Raw genomic sequence first — 18,181 nt, 5'->3', positions numbered from 1 at the left:
AACGCAAACCCCAACACCAAACCCATATGCCCCCTTTGTTCTCGGCGGGCTATGGACTACGCCTCCGTGTCAGTCCGCCGATAGGTGAGGCGCTTGCCGACGATACCGCGCGCAGTCGCTACTGCCCGACCGCGATCATCAATGCCGTTCGCCTGACGGGTGTTATAGCGGAACTCGAACTCGGCAAGGTAGCGGTGCAGATGCTGCTCGCCGCAATGCTGATAGACGCCCTTCATGCCGCGCTTGAAGATCGAGAACGCGCCTTCAACGGTGTTCGTATGGATCGTGCGGTCGCTGTAATCGACGTACTGGCGCGCGCCGTGGAGCGTCGTGCCATGCTCGGCGAACTCGCGGCCGATCTTCTTGTACATCTTCGCTTCGTCCGTCATCAAACGGGCTTCACGGGCGATGTTGTTGAGAACGATGGGGTGAACCTCGTCGGCGCGGAACTTGTCGAACGTGAACGAACGCATGGTGCCGGTTTCGCGGTCCACCAGCGCCAGAACGCCGAACTTGTGGGCCGTGCCAGCTTTGGCGCCGCGACGGCCTTCCTTGACGCCGAAATAGGTCTCATCGACCTCAACGGCGCCACCGCCCGAACCGAACGGAGCAGCAAGGTCGCCCGAACGCATGGCTTCGCGGATGCGGTGGGCAAGGAACCAAGCGGTCTTGTACTGGACCTCAAGGATGCGGCCGAGCTGGTGGGCGGAAATGCCCTTCTTGCTCGACGCGATCAGGTGGACGGCCTGTAGCATCTTGTGGAGCGGCATACGGGCATGTTCAAAGACAGTGCCGACCTTCACGGTGAACTGCTTGCGGCACTCGCCACACTTCTTGAGGCCGTGACGGAGCGCACCTTCCGGCGTTTTCAGGGTCGGCTTGCCGCGAACGCCCGACAGGTCATAGACCCGACCACCGATCACACCGCAATGGGGGCAGACCACGCCGTCAGCCCAAACGATGCTCTCCAGATGCTCGAAAGCCTTGGCTTCGTCGTGGAAGTAGGGGGAAGAAAGAACCGACATGGTGATATGCTCCGTTGATGAGCATTATCTAGCACTTAGCCTTGGGTGTGTAAAGTACATAATCGCGACACTTGTGCCATATCAGCGTGACGATGTCAATAGAAAATAACCTATTTGGTTATTACGCCAAAATGGATGACCCGCCTCAAGTCAGAGATTCAGCGCCCACCCAGCGACGCCGCCCGCCAGCACGAGCGCCGGAGCGGTGAGCTTTCCCTTCCAGCGCCAGACCACCAGCACGGCGGCGACAAAGAGAAGCGCCGCGGGCACAAGGTTCGCGACGCGTCCCGCGGTCGACCAGCCCAGTTGCAGCAGCGTCGCGGCGATCACGCCGACCACCGCTGCCGCCACGCCGGCGAGCACGCGGTGGAGCGCCGGATTGTCGACCACCGCCTCCAGCCGCTCGAAAAAGATCATCGAGAAGGCAAAGGCGGGCAGGAACATCCCCACCGTGATTGCGACCGCGCCGGGCAGGCCCGCCGCGACATATCCCGCAAAGGTCGCGAAGATCACCAGCGGGGCCGGCAGCATCCCCGCGAACGCGACGCCGTCGAGAAAGCTCGCGTCGCTGATCCAGCCGCGCCCGACCGTGTCGGTGCGCACATAGGGGATCGCGGTATAGGCGCCGCCAAAGGTCAGCAGCCCGCCTTTCAGCCCGGCGATGAACAGCGCCACGATCCCCGCCTCGCTCGCGGCGATGCTTGTCTTCGCCGAGGGCGCGGCGCCCGACACAAGGGCGGCGAGCACGACTGCCGCGACAAAGATCGCCGCCGCCACGACCGGCCGCTTCGCATAGGTATAGATCAGCCCCGATGCGATCAGCGGAATCCAGAACGGCACCCCCGCCAGCGTCGCGGCAAGCCCGGCAGCCGCGAGCAGCCAGAGCAGCCGGTCCTCCAGGATATGCGCCCCGATCCGCTGCACTGCGCGCAGGATGATCGCCAGCACGACGACCTGCACCCCCAGAAAGATCGGCGCCATCGCCGGATTGCCGACGATCCAGCCCGTGTAGAGCCACGCCGCACCCAGCATCAGCGCAAAGCCGGGCAGCATGAAGCCGAGCCCCGCGAGCAGCCCGCCGATCCGCCCGCGCGCGACCATCCCCAGATGGACGCACAATTCATGCGCCTCGGGTCCCGGCAGGATCTGCATCACCGCGAGCAGCCGGTTGAAACGCACCGGCGAAATCCAGCGCTCCTCCTCGACCAGCGCCTGTTTCACCATCGCGATCTGCGCGACCGGGCCGCCAAAGGCGAGGAAACCGAAACGCAGGAAGCGGAGGAAAAGCCGGAACAATGAAAGGCTGGGCGGCGAATAGATATCGGTCGTCATTGCAAGCACGCTCCTTGCCGCAGTCGCGGCTTATGGAGCGGAACTTGGACGGCGCACCGTCTGAACGGGCGTCCGCATTGCCCGCACCGCCTGTTTTACCGCGTCCGCCCGAAAGGGGAAGATAGACTTTGTTTCAGCGCGAAACGCGAATGTCGGCTTTGAGGTGGGAAGCAGACGTTACTTCATCTTCCTTCGTCATCCGGCGAGCAAGCTCGACCTCGATGGACCCAATCAGCCGCCGATCGCCGGCAATCCGTCCATGATCGCGGTGAGCGCGAGCGCATTCTCGCGCTCCATCGCGCTGTGCCCGGCGTTGGTCACCACATAGGTCGCGGGCGCACTCCCCGCATCGCGCAGCGCCGCGACCAGCCGCGACGCCTGCGTCAGCGGACAGACCTCGTCGAAACGACCGTGCACGATATGCACCGGGATGCTCGCCAGAGTGTCGATATTGTCAAAGAAATGCCCCGCCGGAATGAACAGCTCATTCGCGAAATAATGCGCCTCGATCTGCGCAAAACACAGTGCGAAATCGGCCTCGCCGAACTTGCCCGTATCGGCGGTCTCGGGGATCATGTTCGAGATCACGCCCTCCCAAAGCGACCAGGTCAGCGCGGCCTTCAGCTGCCGTTCCTTCTCGGCCTCGGTCGCGGGCACCATGTCGAAAATCGCCTTGTACGACTTCATCACATCGCCGCGCTCGGCCGGCGTCAGCACCGACAGCAGCTCCGCCCACTCGGCGGGATATTTCATATAGGCGCCGGGTTCGGTCAGACCGTACGGGTCCTGCTCCCACGCCGCGGCATTGCCCTGATAGAGATAGAGGAGATCCTCCGACGAGCCCAGAAAGATCCCCCGCAGGATCAGGCTCGCGACATGCGCCGGATGCGCGATCGCATAGGCCATCGCCAGCGTACTCCCCCAACTCCCCCCGAACACATGCATCGGCCCGCTGATCTCCAGCTTCTCGCGCAATTTCTCGATATCGCCGATCAGGTCGGCGGTGGTGTTCTTCGCCAGCGCCACCGCCGGGCCGGCCGACGCCACCGTCGGTTCGCTCTTCCCGCATCCGCGCTGGTCGAACAGGATGACGCGGTAGCGTTTGGGATCGAAGAAGCGCGCCATCGCCGGGGCGCATGCGCCGCCGGGGCCACCGTGGAGGAACATGACCGGCTCGCCCGCGGGATTGCCATATTCCTCCCAGTAAATGCGGTGCGCCGGGTCGCGGTCGACCTCGAGCCAGCCGAAATTCAGGCACGGCGGCTGCGGATAGACCCAATCGTCGCCAATCTTGCTCGAAGCCTGCAACCGCGAAAAATCCATGTCCGATGCCTTACCTGATGACTCGGCCGCCGACCGGCCGTGGTGCCCGACTTAACCTGCCCCACAGCCATGTCCACCGCCGGGGAACTTATGGCGCGGGCCGTCGTTCAGAAATCACTCCTGATCGCGGGATGGATGACGCGCTCACAAAGTGCGCATGGCTGAAATCCCGGGGTTGGGCACTCGCCTGTGGAAAGCGATTTCCATCAGCATCAAAAAGGAGTGGTCTATGCGTATCCAACCCGTTTTGCTCGGTGCGCTTGGCGCGCTGGCGCTCTCCGCCTGTTCGCAGCAACAAGAAGTCGCCGCCGCCCCGCCACCCCCGCCGGGCGCCGTTCCGGGCAGCGTCGCCGCCGACCGCGACGGGGACGGCATCATCGACGGCTATTACACCTCGGACGGCATCTACCATCCGAACTATGCGCCGCCCCCGCCGCCACCTCCGCCCGCGCCGACGCGGCTGGGAGAACGCGGCTGAACACGCATATTCGGGGAGTACGGCACCGCTGCGCTCCCCTTTTTCTGATCGGATTGGCGCTCGGTTCCACGCTCGCCCCGCCCGCACTCGCAGCGCCTGCCGCGCAAAGCGCGTCGATCCCGCTTGTCAGCGCGATCCGCGAAGAGGCGGGCGGCGACGTCAAGCGCTTCTACGCCGCGCGCGGCTACAAGCCGCTGTGGATGCGCGCGAGCAAGGTCGGTCCCGAAGCGGTGACCTTGCTCGGCTATCTCTCGACCGCCTCGCGCGACGACCTCAAATCCTCTTCCTATGATCTCGAAAAGCTCGAGGCGTTGATCGCCCGCGCCCGCGGCGGCGACCCGCAAGCGCTCGCGCGCGCCGAGGTCGCGCTCTCGGCCGCCTTCGCGCGCTACGTTCGCGACATGCGCAGCCCCGGCAAAGCGAAGATGGACTATGCCGACAAGTCGCTTCGCCCGAAAAAGGCCGATGCCGATGACGTGCTCCGCGCCGCCGCCTTCCCCAAGGATTTCGGTGCCTATATGAAAAACATGGGCTGGATGAGCGAACATTATGTCCGCCTCCGCTTGGCTATGGGCCGCGCGCTGGTAGAGGGCGCGCCGAGGGACGCGATGGCGCGCCTCCGCCTCAACCTCGACCGCACGCGCATCCTCCCCGGCCCGTACGTCCACCATATCGTCGTCGACGCCTCGTCGGGGCAGCTCTGGTATTATGGATCGGGCAAGCGCGCGGGATCTATGAAGGTGGTCGTCGGCGCGCCCGAGACGCAGACGCCGATGCTCGCGGGCAAGCTCCAATGGGCGATCCTGAACCCCTATTGGAACGTCCCCGACTATCTCGCACAGAAAAGCATCGCGCCGAAGGTGCTCGCCGGCCGCAGCCTCGCCTCGCTGCGCATGGAGGCGCTGTCCGACTGGGGCCCCAATCCGCGCAAGCTCGACGCGTCCGAAATCGACTGGCCCGCGGTCGCCGCTGGCGATCAGGCGCTGCGCCTGCGCGAGCTTCCCGGCGGCGCCAATTCGATGGGCCGCGTCAAATTCCTCTTCCCCAATGACGAGGGCATCTACCTCCACGACACCCCCGATCGCGCGCTGCTCGGCAAGCCCGACCGCCATTTTTCGAACGGCTGCATCCGCCTCGAAAATGCCTCCGCGCTAGGCCAGTGGCTGCTCCACCGCTCGATCAACACCAAGTCGAAAACCCCCGAACAGGCGGTCGCGCTGCCGGTCGAAGTGCCCGTCTACCTCACCTATATCACCGCCATCGCAACCGAACGCGGCCTGGCCTTTCGCGACGATGTGTACGGCAGGGACGGGTAGCCACCCCTTCGTCATCCCGGGCTTGACCCGGGATCCCGCTCTCTTTTTGAAAAGTTGGTCTGCCCAGCTCTCGAGCGGGACCCCGGATCAAGTCCGGGGTGACGATAAACGGGACAATAATTTTCGACCTTGCGGCACGGCTCTCTCGTCAGGCCGTGTCTAACGAAAGAACCTCTGCCAGAGGCGGTTGACCCACCCCGGCGAAACGTACAGACCTGCCGCCTCACTGAAAAAAGGGCGAATCTTCATGCGCAAACTGGCCATCCTCGGTGCGAGCCTGCTCGTGCTCTCCTCGCAGCCGACCTTCGCACAGGAAGAGCCCGCCCCAGCCGCCCCGCCCGCCCCCGCCACAGAAACCACCACCCCCGCCCCCATGTCCGCGTCCGCCGCCGGCAGCGCGCGCAAAGGCCCCGAACGCCGCCTCACCGGCGCCGACCTCTTCGACCTCTCGATCGCCTCCGACCCGCAGATCAGCCCCGACGGGCGCCACATCGCCTATGTCCGCCGTTCGAACGACATCATGTCCGACCGCGCGGTCAGTTCGATCTGGCTGATCGACACCGCGACCGGCGAGGAAACCCCGGTGGCGGGCCGCAGCGGCGGCGCTTTCTCGCCGCGCTGGTCGCCCGACGGCAAGCGCCTCGCCTTCGCCTCGACCGAGGGCGGCAGCGCGCAACTCTGGGTGCGCTGGATGAACGGCGGCGAGGCGGTGCGCCTCACCGGTCTGCCGACCAGCCCGTCGAGCCTCGCCTGGTCGCCCGACGGCCGCTCGATCGCCTACACGATGCTCGTCAAGGACGACGGCCCCAGCTTCGGCTCGGCACCGAAGAACAAGCCCGAGGGCGCGAAATGGGCCGAACCGCTCGAGGTCCACGACCTTCTCGCCTACCGCGCCGACGGCGAAGGCTATCTCGAACCCGGCTTCGAAAAGATTTTCGTCGTCCCCGCGACGGGCGGCTCGCCGCGCCAGCTGACCTTCGGCCCTTATCATGACGGCGGTCCCTTGAGCTGGTCGCGCGACGGCCGCACCCTCTATTTCAGCGCGAACCGCAAACCCGATTGGGAGAAGGATCCGGTCGAGAGCGAAATTCACGCGCTCGACGTGACGAGCGGCACGGTCACCGCGCTCACTGACCGCAACGGCCCCGACAGCAACCCGCTCGTCTCGCCCGACGGCGGCAAGATCGCGTATCTCGGCTTCGACGACAAATTGCGCGCTTACGAAAACACCCAGCTCTACGTCATGAACCGCGACGGATCGGGCAAGCGCAGCCTGACGGGCAATTGGGACTATGGCGTCGACGCGATCCAGTGGAGCGCCGACGGCAAGTCGGTCTACGCGCAGTACGACGATCATGGCGAGACCAAGGTCGCACGCATCGGCCTCGATGGCGCGGTGCGCACCGCCGCGACCGGCCTTTCGGGTGGCGGGCTCGACCGGCCCTATACGGGCGGCAGCTTCACCGTGTCGGACGGCGGCGCGATCGCCTTCACCGGCGGCACTGCGACCCGCCCCGCCGAGGTACAGCTCAACCGCGGCGGCACCCCGCGCATCCTCACCGATCTCAACCGCTCGCTTCGCGAAGTGAAATCGCTCGGCGAGGTGCGCAAGATCACCGTGGCGTCGAGCCACGACGGCAAGACCATCGAGGGCTGGCTGACCCTCCCGCCCGGCTACCGCGAGGGCCAGCGCGTGCCGCTGATCCTCGAAATCCACGGCGGTCCCTTCGCGGCCTATGGCGGTCATTTCTCGACCGACAACCAGCTTTACGCCGCGGGCGGCTATGCCGTCCTCTCCGCGAACCCGCGCGGTTCGACCAGCTATGGCGCGGCCTTCGCGAACGAGATCGACAAGCAATATCCGGGCAATGATTATTTCGACCTGATCAGCATCGTCGACCGCGCGATCGAGCTCGGCGTTGCCGACCCCGACGCGCTCTTCGTCACCGGCGGTTCGGGCGGCGGCGTGCTCACCAGCTGGATCGTCGGCAAGACCAACCGCTTCAAGGCCGCGGTCACGCAAAAGCCGGTGATCAACTGGACGACGCAGGCGCTCACCGCCGACGGCCCCGGCTTCTTCGGCCCCTATTGGCTCGGCGCCGAGCCGTGGGAAAAGCCCGAACTCTTCTGGTCGCGTTCGCCGCTTTCGCTCGTCGGCAATGTCGAAACCCCGACGCTCGTCATCGTCGGCGCCGAGGATTACCGCACCCCGGTCAGCGAATCCGAACAATATTACACCGCGCTCCGCCTCCGCGGCGTGCCCAGCGCGCTGATCAAGGTGCCCGGCGCCGGCCACGGCACCATCGCCGCGCGCCCGTCGCAATCGGCCGCCAAAGCCTCGGCAATCCTCGCCTGGTTCGAAAAGTACAAGAAGGGCTGGACGCGCCCGGCGAGCGATGCTGCGGCGAAATAGCCTGCCCGTCTCGCGTCTGCTTAGGGGTGGTGAGCATCCTTTCGATCATCCACTTCCGTCATCCCGGGCTTGACCCGGGACCCGCCTTTTCCTTCAAGAAGGCAGGCTCCGGATCAAGTCCGGGGTGACGATGATGGATAGGTCAGCTCTCGATCGAAGCCGACACTGCCTCGGCACGCCGCCGCACCGGAAGACGATTAGCGACCATCCAGATCAAATTTTATCCATTCGATATCAATATTTTATTATTATATCGTACGCGATTTAATCGCTAGCGATTGACATTGCGGCGCGACTCACTTAATTACATCGCATCCGATCTAACCGGATGCGATCAAAAACCCCGAAAGGAACCCGAAATGACTGACAAAATCATCTTCACCGGCACCACCCACGTCAAAGGCGGCCCCGACGGCTACGCCCGCAGCACGAACGACGTTCTCGATCTCGCGCTGCCCCAGCCGCACCCCGCCGCCGAGAATCTCTTCGCCGCCGCATGGTCGGCCTGCTTCATCGGAGCGCTCGAACTCGCCGCCGGACAGCGCAAGATCGCGCTGCCCGCCTCGCCCGAAGCCGACACGACGATCGAGCTGCTGAACCGCGCTGACGGTTTTGTCCTCCGCGCCCGCCTCGACATCCAGGTTCCCGGCATCGACCGCGACATCGCGCGCGAACTGGTCGACACCGCGCACAAGATCTGCCCCTATTCGAAGGCGGTCGAGGGCAATATCGACATCGAACTCAACCTCGTCTGATGTCTCTCCGGGCGGTGTTCCCCGCACCGCCCGGTTGACACCCGCGGATTCCGATTTCATCGTACACGCTTGAATTTTCGGACATTCACCAAGGAACGCCCATGACTAAGTCGCCCGCCCCCGAACGGCCCAAACTTGGCGAATTCCTCTGCTTCGCGGTCTATTCGGCAAATCTCGCTTTCGGCCGCGCCTATCGCCCAATCCTCGAAAAGCTCGGCCTCACCTACACCCAATATGTCGCGCTTGTCGCTTTGTGGGAACAGGACGACCAGACCGTCGGCGAACTCGGCGAAAAAATGTTCCTCGAATCGAACACGCTCACCCCGATTTTGAAGAAACTCGAACAATCAGGTTTCATCGAGCGCCGCCGCGACCCCGCCGATGAGCGCCAGGTGCGCATCCGCCTGACCCCCAAGGGCAGCGAGCTGCGCAGTCACGAGATCGGCAATGAATTGTTCGACGCGACCGGTCTCGGTGACAGTTTTTTCGACGTGCAGAAATCGGTCGCCAAGCTACGCGACAATCTGATGCGCTCGCTGGACGACTGACCGCGCGCTTAGGTTGCGTCGTGAAAAATGACGCCCAGCGTGTGCCGCCGCCCCGACCGGATTTCGCTCACCCCATGGCGCATCGCGACGCGATAGTCGCCGCGCGAGCCCTTCACGGGCCGGACATTCACCGCAAACACCACCGCATCGCCCTTCGCCAGCGGCACCACCGCGGCGCGTGATTGCATCCGCGGCCTTTGCTCGGTCAGCACGAATTCGCCGCCGGTAAAATCGTCGCCCGGCGCCGACAGCAGCACCGCGACCTGCAACGGAAAGACATGCTCGCCATACAGATCCTGGTGCAGGCAATTATAATCGCCCGCGCCATATTGCAGCAGCAACGGCGTCGGCCGCCGCTGCCCCGCATCATGGCACCGCGCCAGAAATTCGGCGTACCCGGCGGGAAAGCGCACCGCCATTCCCATCCGCTCGTGCCAGCGATTGGCGATCGGCGCGAGCGACGGATACAGCCCGCTCCGCAGCGCCGCGACCAGAGGCGGCAACGGATAGGCGAAATAGCGATATTCGCCGCGCCCGAAGCCGTGCCGCGCCATGAACACATGGCTGCGAAACCCCGCCTCCTCAGCATAGAGCGCCGCAGTGCCGTCGCACTCGGCATCGCTCAACAGCCCCGGCAACACCGCCCACCCGTCGCGGTCGAGCACCACGGCGATCGCGTCCCAGTCCAGCGCTTCGATACGCGCGCCGATGTCTGTTTCCATGGTTTCCGTCATGCCCCGGGCCATGCCACCGCGCGCGCCGACCCGCGCCCCGTTTCTTGCTTTCAAACTGGAAGTCCCACGCCGCGCCACCGTCCGGCGTATCCAGGGCACAGCGGACCCGATCGGGGCTTTCGCGCCCGCGCATCTTCTCTCTAGTCGATCTGACAGGGGGCGAGTGAAGACAGGAGCAAAGATCATGAGCGCCCTTTCGACCCGGCACGAGCCCGACCCGGTCCGTCATGGCTGCCCGCCGACGGCGGACGACTATGCGCTGGGGCTCCAGTTTTGCCGCGTCGGCTTTCTGTCGCTGACGCGGTTGCAACTCGCGCTCGAACGCGGCGACCGGTCGCGCGCGATGGAGGCGATCGACGACCTGCACGCACTCGATATCGAGGTCGAACGCCTCGTCGGCGCGCTCCCCGTCTCGCCCGACGATCCGCAGCAGGAACACGCCGCCCGCATTGTCAAGGAAGGAAGGATGGCGGTCGCCTTCGAGAAACTCGCGCTCGCCAGCGGGATCAGCGGGCCGGACCTCTCGTCGCGACCCGGCTTTCCGAACCGCATCGGCGATGTGTGGCCCGAAGCCGAGCCTGCCGTCGCCGCCGACTGGCCACCCGCCGAGCCGCCAACGGCGCGCCTCCTGCGCCTCTATGGCCTCCGCGCTGCGGTTCTGCTCGCGATCGCGGCCGCGACGCTTGCCGCATTGCTGGTTGCACTCTAGCCAGCCTCAACCGCCGCCGCACCGGTTCACAAAGCGCTTGACCATGCTAGGGTTCGATCTCCTTCCCCAAAGCGGAACCGATTCATCATGTCCCTGCGCCACGCCGCCGCCCTGCTCCTCCCCCTGCTCGCCATTCCCGCCGCGGCGCAAAACGCGCCCGGCATCGACGCCGCGAACCTCACCCAGACCGTCCGCACCCTCGCCTCCGATCAGTTTCAGGGTCGCGCGCCCGGCACAATCGGCGAGGAACGCACGATCGGTTATCTGATCGGCCGGCTGCAGGCGCTCGGGCTCGAACCCGCGGGCACCGACGGCGGCTGGACCCAGCCCGTGCCCTTGCTCCACACCCGCCTCGGCACCCCGACGGCGCTCGCCTTCGACCGCAAGGGCACCGCGACCCCGCTGACTTTCGGCACCGACATCTATGTCTCGACGCTCCAGCCCAAGGATCAGGCGGTGATCCAGAATGCGCCGATGGTGTTCGTCGGTTACGGCGTCTCCGCGCCCGAACGCGGCTGGGACGATTTCAAGGGGCAGGACCTCAAGGGCAAGGTCGCGGTCTTCCTTATCAACGACCCCGATTTCGTCGCCACAAAAGGCGAGGACAGCTTCGGCAAGTTCGGCGGCCGCACGATGACCTATTATGGCCGCTGGACCTACAAGTTCGAGGAAGCCGCGCGCCGCGGTGCAATCGGCGCGCTGATCGTCCACCACACCGACGGCGTCGGCTATGGCTGGAACGTCGTCAAAGCACCGGGCGGTGAAAACTACGGCCTCGTCATGTCGCCCGAAAAGGTGACGAGCCTCGCGCTCCAGGGTTGGATCTCGGGCGAGACCGCGACGGCGCTGTTCAAGAACGCCGGACAGGATCTGGCAAAACTGCGCACCGCAGCGCGCCGCAAGGATTTCAAACCCATCGACCTCGGCACCAGCTTCAACGCCGCGATCCCGGTGACACAGGCGGTCGTGCAGAGCCAGAACGTCCTCGCCAAAATCCCCGGCACCAAGCGCCCCGACGAGGTCGTCATGTACGGCGCGCATTGGGACGCCTATGGCGAAGGCGCGCCCGACGAAAAGGGCCGCATCTACCGCGCCGGCGCCAACGACGACGCGCTGGGCGTCGCCGGACTGTTCGAGATCGCACGGCTGTTCAAGGCGGCGCCCGCCCCCGACCGGACGATCGCCTTCGCCTTCTGGACCGCCGAGGAGCGCGGACTACTCGGTTCCGAAGCCTATGCCCAGAACCCGATCTTCCCTGCAGAGAAAACCGTCGCAAACTTCGGCCTCGACATCCTCCAGACCGCCGGAAAGGCAAAGGACGTCGTCCTCGTCGGCAAGGGACAGGGTACGCTCGAAGACGATCTCGCGCGCGTCGCCGCCACCCAAGGCCGCACCGTCAGCGTCGAAAGCCTCCCCGAACGCGGCCTCTTCTACCGCGCCGACCATTTCAGCCTCGCCAAGCGCGGCGTCCCCGTCCTCCTGATGATGGGCATCGCGGGCGCCTCCGATCTCGCCCGGGGCGGTAAGCCCGCCGGACAGGCGTGGGTCGATGCCTATACCGGCAAATGCTATCATCAGGCCTGCGATGCGTGGGACGAAAGCTGGAACCTCGACGGCGCGGTTCAGGACATTTCGATTTTCTACACGATCGGCGACGAACTCGCCCGCTCGGCCAAATGGCCGGGCTGGAAGGACGGCAGCGAATTCAAGGCGATCCGCGACAAGAGCGCCTCGTCGCGGAAATAAGCGAATGGCGGCGATTGTTGGCGACCGGGACGCGTACATCCCTTTTCTCGTCACCCCTGACTTGATCCGGGGTCCATGACAACGGCGCGGTTATGGGTCCCGGGTCAAGCCCGGGATGACGAGCGACTGGAGGCGACCAATTTCGGCTACGACGGATCGGCCGGCGGAAAGCGCAACGTGGCAGCGATCTGTGCCTCGGCCGCGGTTGCTTCTTCGATGAGCAGGCGCAATGCCTTTGCGGTGTCTTCCAAAAGCCCGTCACCAAGGGGCCGCTCGCCATTGATAAAACGGCGGATGGCCCGCTCGTCTATGCCAAGGCGCCGCGAGAATGCAGTGGTTCCGCCAAACAGTTGGACGCAATAAGCAAAATGCTCGCGTCGCTCGTCCACTGAAAATGTCGCGGCCATTGCTTTCCCTCTTCGTCCATCGCCAGTGGCCATAGGCTATCTTGCGGATGAGGCGCAATCGACCGATTGTGGACGTTCCTAGCGGGCGCTCGACCAAGTTACGCGGTCGACCGCAGGGTCATATCGCGCAATGGCGGAATCCCTCTGATTTTCAGGAGTGAGAATGACTTCCTGGGAGGTGGCACGCCCCATTTGCGTGAGAAACCGTTCGAGCAATTCGCCGTCAGCAGCAGAACGAACCTCTTGTGGATCGAGATCCAACTCCACTTCGTCTGCTCCGAAGAAATGGCAATTCAGGCCCATTGTTCCAAGCCGATATGTTGCCAAGAATCCGTGGAATGGCCGGCGCTCGAAAATCTTTTGCAGATCGCTCGGTGGATCGGTTCGATCGCCATCGACCCAGAATTCCAGCAAATCGGGATCGGCTGTCAGCAATGCCCAGACATTCTCCCACACTGAGAGCGATGCATTAAGAATGTAGATATCCCGTAATCCGCCGTCCGGCTCGAAATCCTGTGCGATACTTGACCATTCCATCGCCGTTGCATGCAACTTTCCAGTATCGGGTGCAATGTCCGCTTCCCACCCCAAACCGGCCCTTCGCGCCGCACGACGACAGGCAACCGCCTTCACGAAAACAGGTAGGTACAACCAACCACTGAAATAATATTGCGCCCGGCCCGGCACTGCGCAACAAGCCCCTCATTCGAATAGGAGAATGTGATGCGCTTTGCCGTTGCCCTGATGCTGCTCCCCGTCCTGCCCTTCGCTCCGATGACCGCGCCCGCCTTCGCACAGGCGGCACCGCAAGCCGGCGCTCAGGACCCGGCCCTGCTCGACTTCCTCGATCAGGCGTTCGAAGAGCGGCTGGCCCTCAGCCCCGAATCGCAGACCCAGCTCGGGCTCAAGACCAATTACGGCAAGCTCGACGATTACACTGACGCCGCGTCGGTACGCGAGCAGGAGCTGGCCGAACGCCAGCTCAAGGACATGCACGCGCGTTTCAAACCCGACCAGCTCGGCGAGAGCGCGCGCGTCAGCTACCGTCTGTTCGAATATGAAGTCGAACGCGGCCGCGAATCGCTGCGCTTCCGCAAGCTGCGCTTCCCCGTGTCGACCAACGGCAGCCCGGCGGGCGCAATCCCGGTGCTGCTCATCAACAATCACAAGATCGACAGCCTGCAGGACGCGGAAGCCTATATCGCGCGCCTGCGCGACACCGACCGCGTGATGCGCGAAGTCGCGGCGACGATGCGCGAACAGGCGGCGGCGGGGATCGTCCCGAACAAGGTCAATTTCGCCCCCGCGCGCGCCGATGCGCTGAAAGTCATCACGGGCGCCCCGTTCGGCAGCGGCGCCGATTCGACGCTGATGGCCGATTTCCGCAAAAAGGTGGGTGCGCTGGACGCGCCCGCGGCGACGAAGGCCAAGCTGCTCGCCGACGCAAGCGCCGCGCTGACCGGACCGTTCAAGCAAGGCTACAACACGCTGGTCGCCGCGATCGACGAAATCGAGCCCAAATCAAAGGGCAATTTCGGCGCATGGAACCTGCCCGACGGCGCCGCCTATTATGCCGACCGGCTGAAGAGCTCGACCACGACCAGCCTCACCGCCGACCAGATCCACGACCTCGGCCTCGCGCAGGTCGCGGCGATCCGCGGCGAGATGGAGGCGATCAAAAACGAGGTCGGTTTCAAGGGCACGCTCGAACAATTCTTCGACCACATCCGCACCGATCCGCAGTTCAAATATCCGAATACCGAGGCCGGCCGCGAAACCTATCTCGCCGACGCGCGCGCGGTGATCGCATCGGTGATGACCGCCGCGCCGCGCTATTTCCGCGTGCTGCCCAAGGCGGCGCTCGAAGTGCGCGCGGTCGAGAAATGGCGCGAGGGGACGGCGTCGACCGCCTTCTACAACCCGCCGTCGGCCGACGGGTCGCGCCCCGGCATCTATTACGTCAACCTCGTCAACATGAACCAGACGCAGAAGGTGCAGGTCGCCGGCATCGCCGCGCACGAAGGCGCGCCGGGCCACCATTTCCAGATCGCGCGCCAGCAGGAACTCACCGGTATTCCCAAGTTCCGCAAGTTCGGCGGCTATGGCGCCTATATGGAGGGCTGGGGACTCTATTCGGAGCGGCTCGCGAACGAGATGGGCGTCTACAAGACCCCCTATGACCGCTTCGGCATGCTGTCGCTGCAAGTGTGGCGCGCGATCCGCCTCGTCCTCGACACAGGTATCCATTCGAAGCGCTGGACGCGCGATCAGGCGATCGCCTATTTCAAGGCGAACAGCTCGGTCTCGGACACCGACATCGCGCGCGAAGTCGACCGCTATTTCAACTGGCCGGGTCAGGCGACGAGCTACATGGTCGGTCAGCTCAAGATCGCCGAACTGCGCAAACGCGCCGAAAGCGAGCTCGGCCCGCGCTTCGACATTCGCGATTTCCACGAAGCCGTGCTCAGCGAAGGCGCCCTGCCGCTCGACATTCTCGAAGAGCAGGTAACGCGCTATATCGCGGCGAAGAAGAAGTGATGCGGCGACGCTGACCTCGGCTTTGGGGTGGATTTGAGTTTCCCCTCCCGCAAGCGGGAGGGGAGTAGTTCGGCATCAATCGGTCGAAACCCGCCTTGCCCCGCTCCTCCCGCAGGCTTAATCCACGCGCATGAGCGACGCCAAAATCTTCATCAGCGCAAACGACCTGCTCGCCGACTCCTTCCGGCTCGGCATGCAGGTGCTGGACAGCGGCTTCAAGCCCACGCACCTCGTCGGCATCTGGCGCGGCGGCGCGCCGGTCGGCATTGCGGTGCAGGAACTGCTCGACTATCACGGCCAGCATTGCGACCATATCGCGATCCGCACCTCCTCCTATCACGGCATCGACAAACAGGACGCGCACGTCAAAGTCTTCGCGCTCGGCTATCTGATCGACACGCTGAACCCCGAGGACCGGCTGCTCATCATCGACGATGTCTTCGACAGCGGGCGCAGCATCCGCGCCTTCATCGCCGAGCTGAAAGCACGCTGCCGCCACAATATGCCGCGCGATATCCGCATCGCGACCGTCTGGTTCAAACCCGGGCGCAACGTCACCGACCTGCGCCCCGATTTCTTCGTCCACGAAACCGACCAGTGGCTGATCTTCCCGCACGAAGTCGATGGGCTGACGGTCGATGAAATCCGCCAGCACAAGCCCGAAGCGGCGATCATCCTGCGCGAGGAGGACAAGCCCAATGCCTGATGGTTTCGCATCGGCCGAAGACCGGGCCGCCTTCATCGCCGGCCTACCCAAGGCCGAGCTTCACCTTCATATCGAAGGCTCGCTCGAACCCGAACTGATGTTCGAGCTTGCGCAGCGCAACGCCGTCGCGATCCCTTTCGCATCGGTGGAGGACGTGCGCGCGGCCTACGCCTTCTCGAACCTCCAGGATTTCCTCGACATCTATTATCAGGGAATGGGCGTCCTCCAAACCGAGCAGGATTTCCATGACCTGACCGCCGCCTATCTTGCCCGCGCTAACGCCGACGCTGTCCGCCACGTCGAAATCTTCTTCGACCCGCAGGGCCACACGACACGCGGCGTCGCGTTCGAAACCGTCATCGCGGGCATCACCCGCGCACTCCACGATGCGGCGGCAAGCTACGGAATGACATCGAAGCTCATCATGTGCTTCCTCCGCCACCTCAGCGAAGCCGACGCCGAAGCGACACTCGACGAAGCTTTGCCCTTCCTCGATCGCATTGACGGCGTCGGCCTCGATTCGTCCGAGGTCGGCCATCCCCCGGCAAAATTCGAACGCGTCTTCGCCCGCGCCCGCGGCCTCGGCCTCAAGAGCGTCGCGCATGCTGGCGAGGAGGGCCCGCCCGCCTATGTCCACGAGGCGCTCGACCTGCTCAAAGTCGACCGCATCGACCATGGCAACCGCAGCCTCGAAGACCCCGCACTCGTCGCGCGCCTCGCGGCCCAGGGCATGACGCTCACCGTCTGCCCGCTCTCGAACCTCAAGCTCTGCGTCGTCGACGACATCGCCCACCATCCGCTCAAGCTCATGCTCGGCGCCGGGCTCCGCGCGACGGTGAACAGCGACGATCCCAGCTATTTCGGCGGCTATGTGAACGCCAATTATCAGGCGGTCGCCGACGCGCTCGACCTGTCGAAGTACGACCTCGTCACGCTCGCACGCAACAGCTTCGCCGGTTCGTTCCTCGGCGACGCCGACAAGGCGCGCCACCTCGCGGCGATCGACGCTTACGCCTGATCCTTAAACTTCGTCATTCCCGCGAAAGCGGAAACCCAGCGCAGCCTTACGCCGCGATCAGCACACCATGATAGGCGCGGTCCTCGAACGCGCGGCCGGCTCCCATCGCGACACAGATCAGCGCATCGTCGGCAACCACCACCGGCAGCCCCGTCGCGCGCGCAATCGCCTGATCCATCCGGCGCAGCAGCGCGCCGCCGCCGGTCAATGTGATGCCTTCGTCGATAATGTCGGCCGACAGTTCGGGCGGCGTCTGTTCCAGCGCCGCGCGCACCGCGCTGACGATCTGCCCGACCGGCTCGGTCAGCGCCTCGGCGATTTCGGCCTCGGTTACCTTGACCTCGGCGGGGCGGCCGGTCACCAGGTCGCGGCCCTTGACGCCCATGATCATCCCGTCGCCGACCGGCGGCGTCGCACAGCCGATCGTCAGCTTGACGCGCTCGGCGGTCATTTCGCCGACCATCAGATTGTGCCTGCGGCGGATCGACGACGAAATCATCTCGTCCATCTTGTCGCCGCCGACGCGCACCGATGTGCTGTACGCGATGCCGCTCAGCGACAGCACCGCGACTTCGGTCGTGCCGCCGCCGATATCGACGACCATGGCGCCTCTTGGTTCGGTGACATGCAGACCGGCGCCGATCGCGGCGGCAAGCGATTCCTCAATCAGCTGCACCGACACCGCGCCGGCGTTCGTCGCGGCATCGCGGATCGCGCGGCGCTCGACCATCGTCGATCCGGAGGGCACGCAGATCACGACGTTGCTGCGCTGCATGAAGCGGCTCGCGCCGCCCTGCGCCTTGTCCATGAAATGCTTCAGCATCTGTTCGGCGACGTCGATGTCGGCGATCACGCCGTCGCGCAGCGGCCGGATCGCCTGGATATTGTCGGGGGTTTTGCCCATCATCGGCTTGGCTTCGTTGCCGACGACCTTCACCCGCCGCACCCCGTCGCGCGTCTCCAGCGCAACGACCGACGGCTCGTTGAGTACGATGCCCTTGTCGCGCACATAAACCACGGTGTTCACAGTACCCAGGTCGATGGCCATGTCGTGCGCGGCCGACGCAAACCGATTAAAAAACTTCATAAGACGGGGCAAATGCCTTCGGGAATGAATGGAAGAATCAGGCGTG

General features: G+C 64.6%; 17 protein-coding genes. 10 read left to right on the top strand and 7 right to left on the bottom strand.

The window, feature by feature from the left end; genetic code table 11:
- Positions 1–56 precede the first annotated feature (56 nt).
- From J2X38_RS03170 to pip, 3 genes are all read right to left on the bottom strand, one after another.
- On the bottom strand, positions 57–1,025 hold the full coding sequence (locus J2X38_RS03170) for an IS1595 family transposase (RefSeq protein ID WP_310251268.1): 969 nt from the start codon (positions 1,023–1,025) through the stop codon (positions 57–59).
- A 150-nt stretch (positions 1,026–1,175) separates the two neighbouring features.
- Positions 1,176–2,357, bottom strand: a complete 1,182-nt coding sequence (gene chrA / locus J2X38_RS03165; protein ID WP_310251265.1) for a chromate efflux transporter — start codon at positions 2,355–2,357, stop codon at positions 1,176–1,178.
- A gap of 231 nt (positions 2,358–2,588) precedes the next feature.
- The gene (gene pip / locus J2X38_RS03160; protein WP_310251263.1) at positions 2,589–3,680 is read right to left on the bottom strand and encodes a prolyl aminopeptidase; all 1,092 of its coding nucleotides are present in this window, start codon (positions 3,678–3,680) and stop codon (positions 2,589–2,591) included.
- Between the two features lie 229 nt (positions 3,681–3,909).
- On the opposite strand from pip, the gene J2X38_RS03155 reads away from it, so the two are divergent.
- The 5 genes from J2X38_RS03155 to J2X38_RS03135 all read left to right on the top strand — a co-directional run bounded on the left by J2X38_RS03155 (position 3,910) and on the right by J2X38_RS03135 (position 9,190).
- On the top strand, positions 3,910–4,158 hold the full coding sequence (locus J2X38_RS03155; RefSeq protein ID WP_058539991.1) for a hypothetical protein: 249 nt from the start codon (positions 3,910–3,912) through the stop codon (positions 4,156–4,158).
- 53 nt (positions 4,159–4,211) lie between these two features.
- Positions 4,212–5,474, top strand: a complete 1,263-nt coding sequence (locus J2X38_RS03150; RefSeq protein WP_310251257.1) for a L,D-transpeptidase family protein — start codon at positions 4,212–4,214, stop codon at positions 5,472–5,474.
- A 247-nt stretch (positions 5,475–5,721) separates the two neighbouring features.
- Positions 5,722–7,887, top strand: a complete 2,166-nt coding sequence (locus J2X38_RS03145; protein WP_310251254.1) for a S9 family peptidase — start codon at positions 5,722–5,724, stop codon at positions 7,885–7,887.
- Positions 7,888–8,246: 359 nt separating this feature from the next.
- Entirely contained in the window at positions 8,247–8,642 is a 396-nt protein-coding gene (locus tag J2X38_RS03140) for an Ohr family peroxiredoxin (RefSeq protein WP_310251251.1), read from the top strand.
- A 101-nt stretch (positions 8,643–8,743) separates the two neighbouring features.
- Positions 8,744–9,190 (top strand): MarR family winged helix-turn-helix transcriptional regulator, encoded by a 447-nt coding sequence (locus J2X38_RS03135; protein WP_058539169.1) that lies wholly within the window; start codon positions 8,744–8,746, stop codon positions 9,188–9,190.
- 8 nt (positions 9,191–9,198) lie between these two features.
- Here the strand turns inward: J2X38_RS03135 and J2X38_RS03130 are convergent, their stop codons facing one another.
- Complete coding sequence (locus J2X38_RS03130; RefSeq protein WP_310251247.1) at positions 9,199–9,912, bottom strand: 2OG-Fe(II) oxygenase; 714 nt, start codon at positions 9,910–9,912, stop codon at positions 9,199–9,201.
- Positions 9,913–10,108: 196 nt separating this feature from the next.
- On the opposite strand from J2X38_RS03130, the gene J2X38_RS03125 reads away from it, so the two are divergent.
- Both J2X38_RS03125 and J2X38_RS03120 read left to right on the top strand, forming a co-directional pair.
- A complete protein-coding gene (locus tag J2X38_RS03125) occupies positions 10,109–10,633 on the top strand; it encodes a hypothetical protein (RefSeq protein ID WP_310251245.1) in 525 nt (174 codons plus the stop codon).
- 87 nt (positions 10,634–10,720) lie between these two features.
- Entirely contained in the window at positions 10,721–12,379 is a 1,659-nt protein-coding gene (locus J2X38_RS03120) for a M20/M25/M40 family metallo-hydrolase (protein WP_310251243.1), read from the top strand.
- Positions 12,380–12,525: 146 nt separating this feature from the next.
- Here J2X38_RS03120 and J2X38_RS03115 read toward each other — a convergent pair whose 3' ends face one another.
- Both J2X38_RS03115 and J2X38_RS03110 read right to left on the bottom strand, forming a co-directional pair.
- Entirely contained in the window at positions 12,526–12,786 is a 261-nt protein-coding gene (locus J2X38_RS03115) for a hypothetical protein (protein WP_310251240.1), read from the bottom strand.
- A gap of 78 nt (positions 12,787–12,864) precedes the next feature.
- Complete coding sequence (locus J2X38_RS03110) at positions 12,865–13,473, bottom strand: hypothetical protein (RefSeq protein WP_310251237.1); 609 nt, start codon at positions 13,471–13,473, stop codon at positions 12,865–12,867.
- A 36-nt stretch (positions 13,474–13,509) separates the two neighbouring features.
- Between J2X38_RS03110 and J2X38_RS03105 the strand changes: the two genes are divergently transcribed.
- The 3 genes from J2X38_RS03105 (at position 13,510) to J2X38_RS03095 (ending at position 17,048) form a co-directional block, all read left to right on the top strand.
- Entirely contained in the window at positions 13,510–15,324 is a 1,815-nt protein-coding gene (locus J2X38_RS03105; protein WP_310251234.1) for a DUF885 domain-containing protein, read from the top strand.
- Between the two features lie 130 nt (positions 15,325–15,454).
- Complete coding sequence (locus J2X38_RS03100) at positions 15,455–16,030, top strand: phosphoribosyltransferase (protein WP_058539164.1); 576 nt, start codon at positions 15,455–15,457, stop codon at positions 16,028–16,030.
- Positions 16,023–17,048, top strand: coding sequence for an adenosine deaminase (locus tag J2X38_RS03095; protein ID WP_310251232.1), 1,026 nt, complete (start codon positions 16,023–16,025; stop codon positions 17,046–17,048). The genes J2X38_RS03100 and J2X38_RS03095 overlap by 8 nt, the downstream gene beginning before the upstream one ends.
- A gap of 46 nt (positions 17,049–17,094) precedes the next feature.
- On the opposite strand, the gene J2X38_RS03090 is transcribed toward J2X38_RS03095, so the two are convergent.
- A complete protein-coding gene (locus J2X38_RS03090; protein WP_058539162.1) occupies positions 17,095–18,135 on the bottom strand; it encodes a rod shape-determining protein in 1,041 nt (346 codons plus the stop codon).
- Positions 18,136–18,181: the final 46 nt, after the last annotated feature.

Source organism: Sphingopyxis sp. BE235 (genome assembly GCF_031457175.1).
Lineage (GTDB): Bacteria > Pseudomonadota > Alphaproteobacteria > Sphingomonadales > Sphingomonadaceae > Sphingopyxis.
The sequence above is the reverse complement of the archived record's forward strand: the minus strand, read 5'-3'. Positions and strand labels throughout refer to the sequence as shown.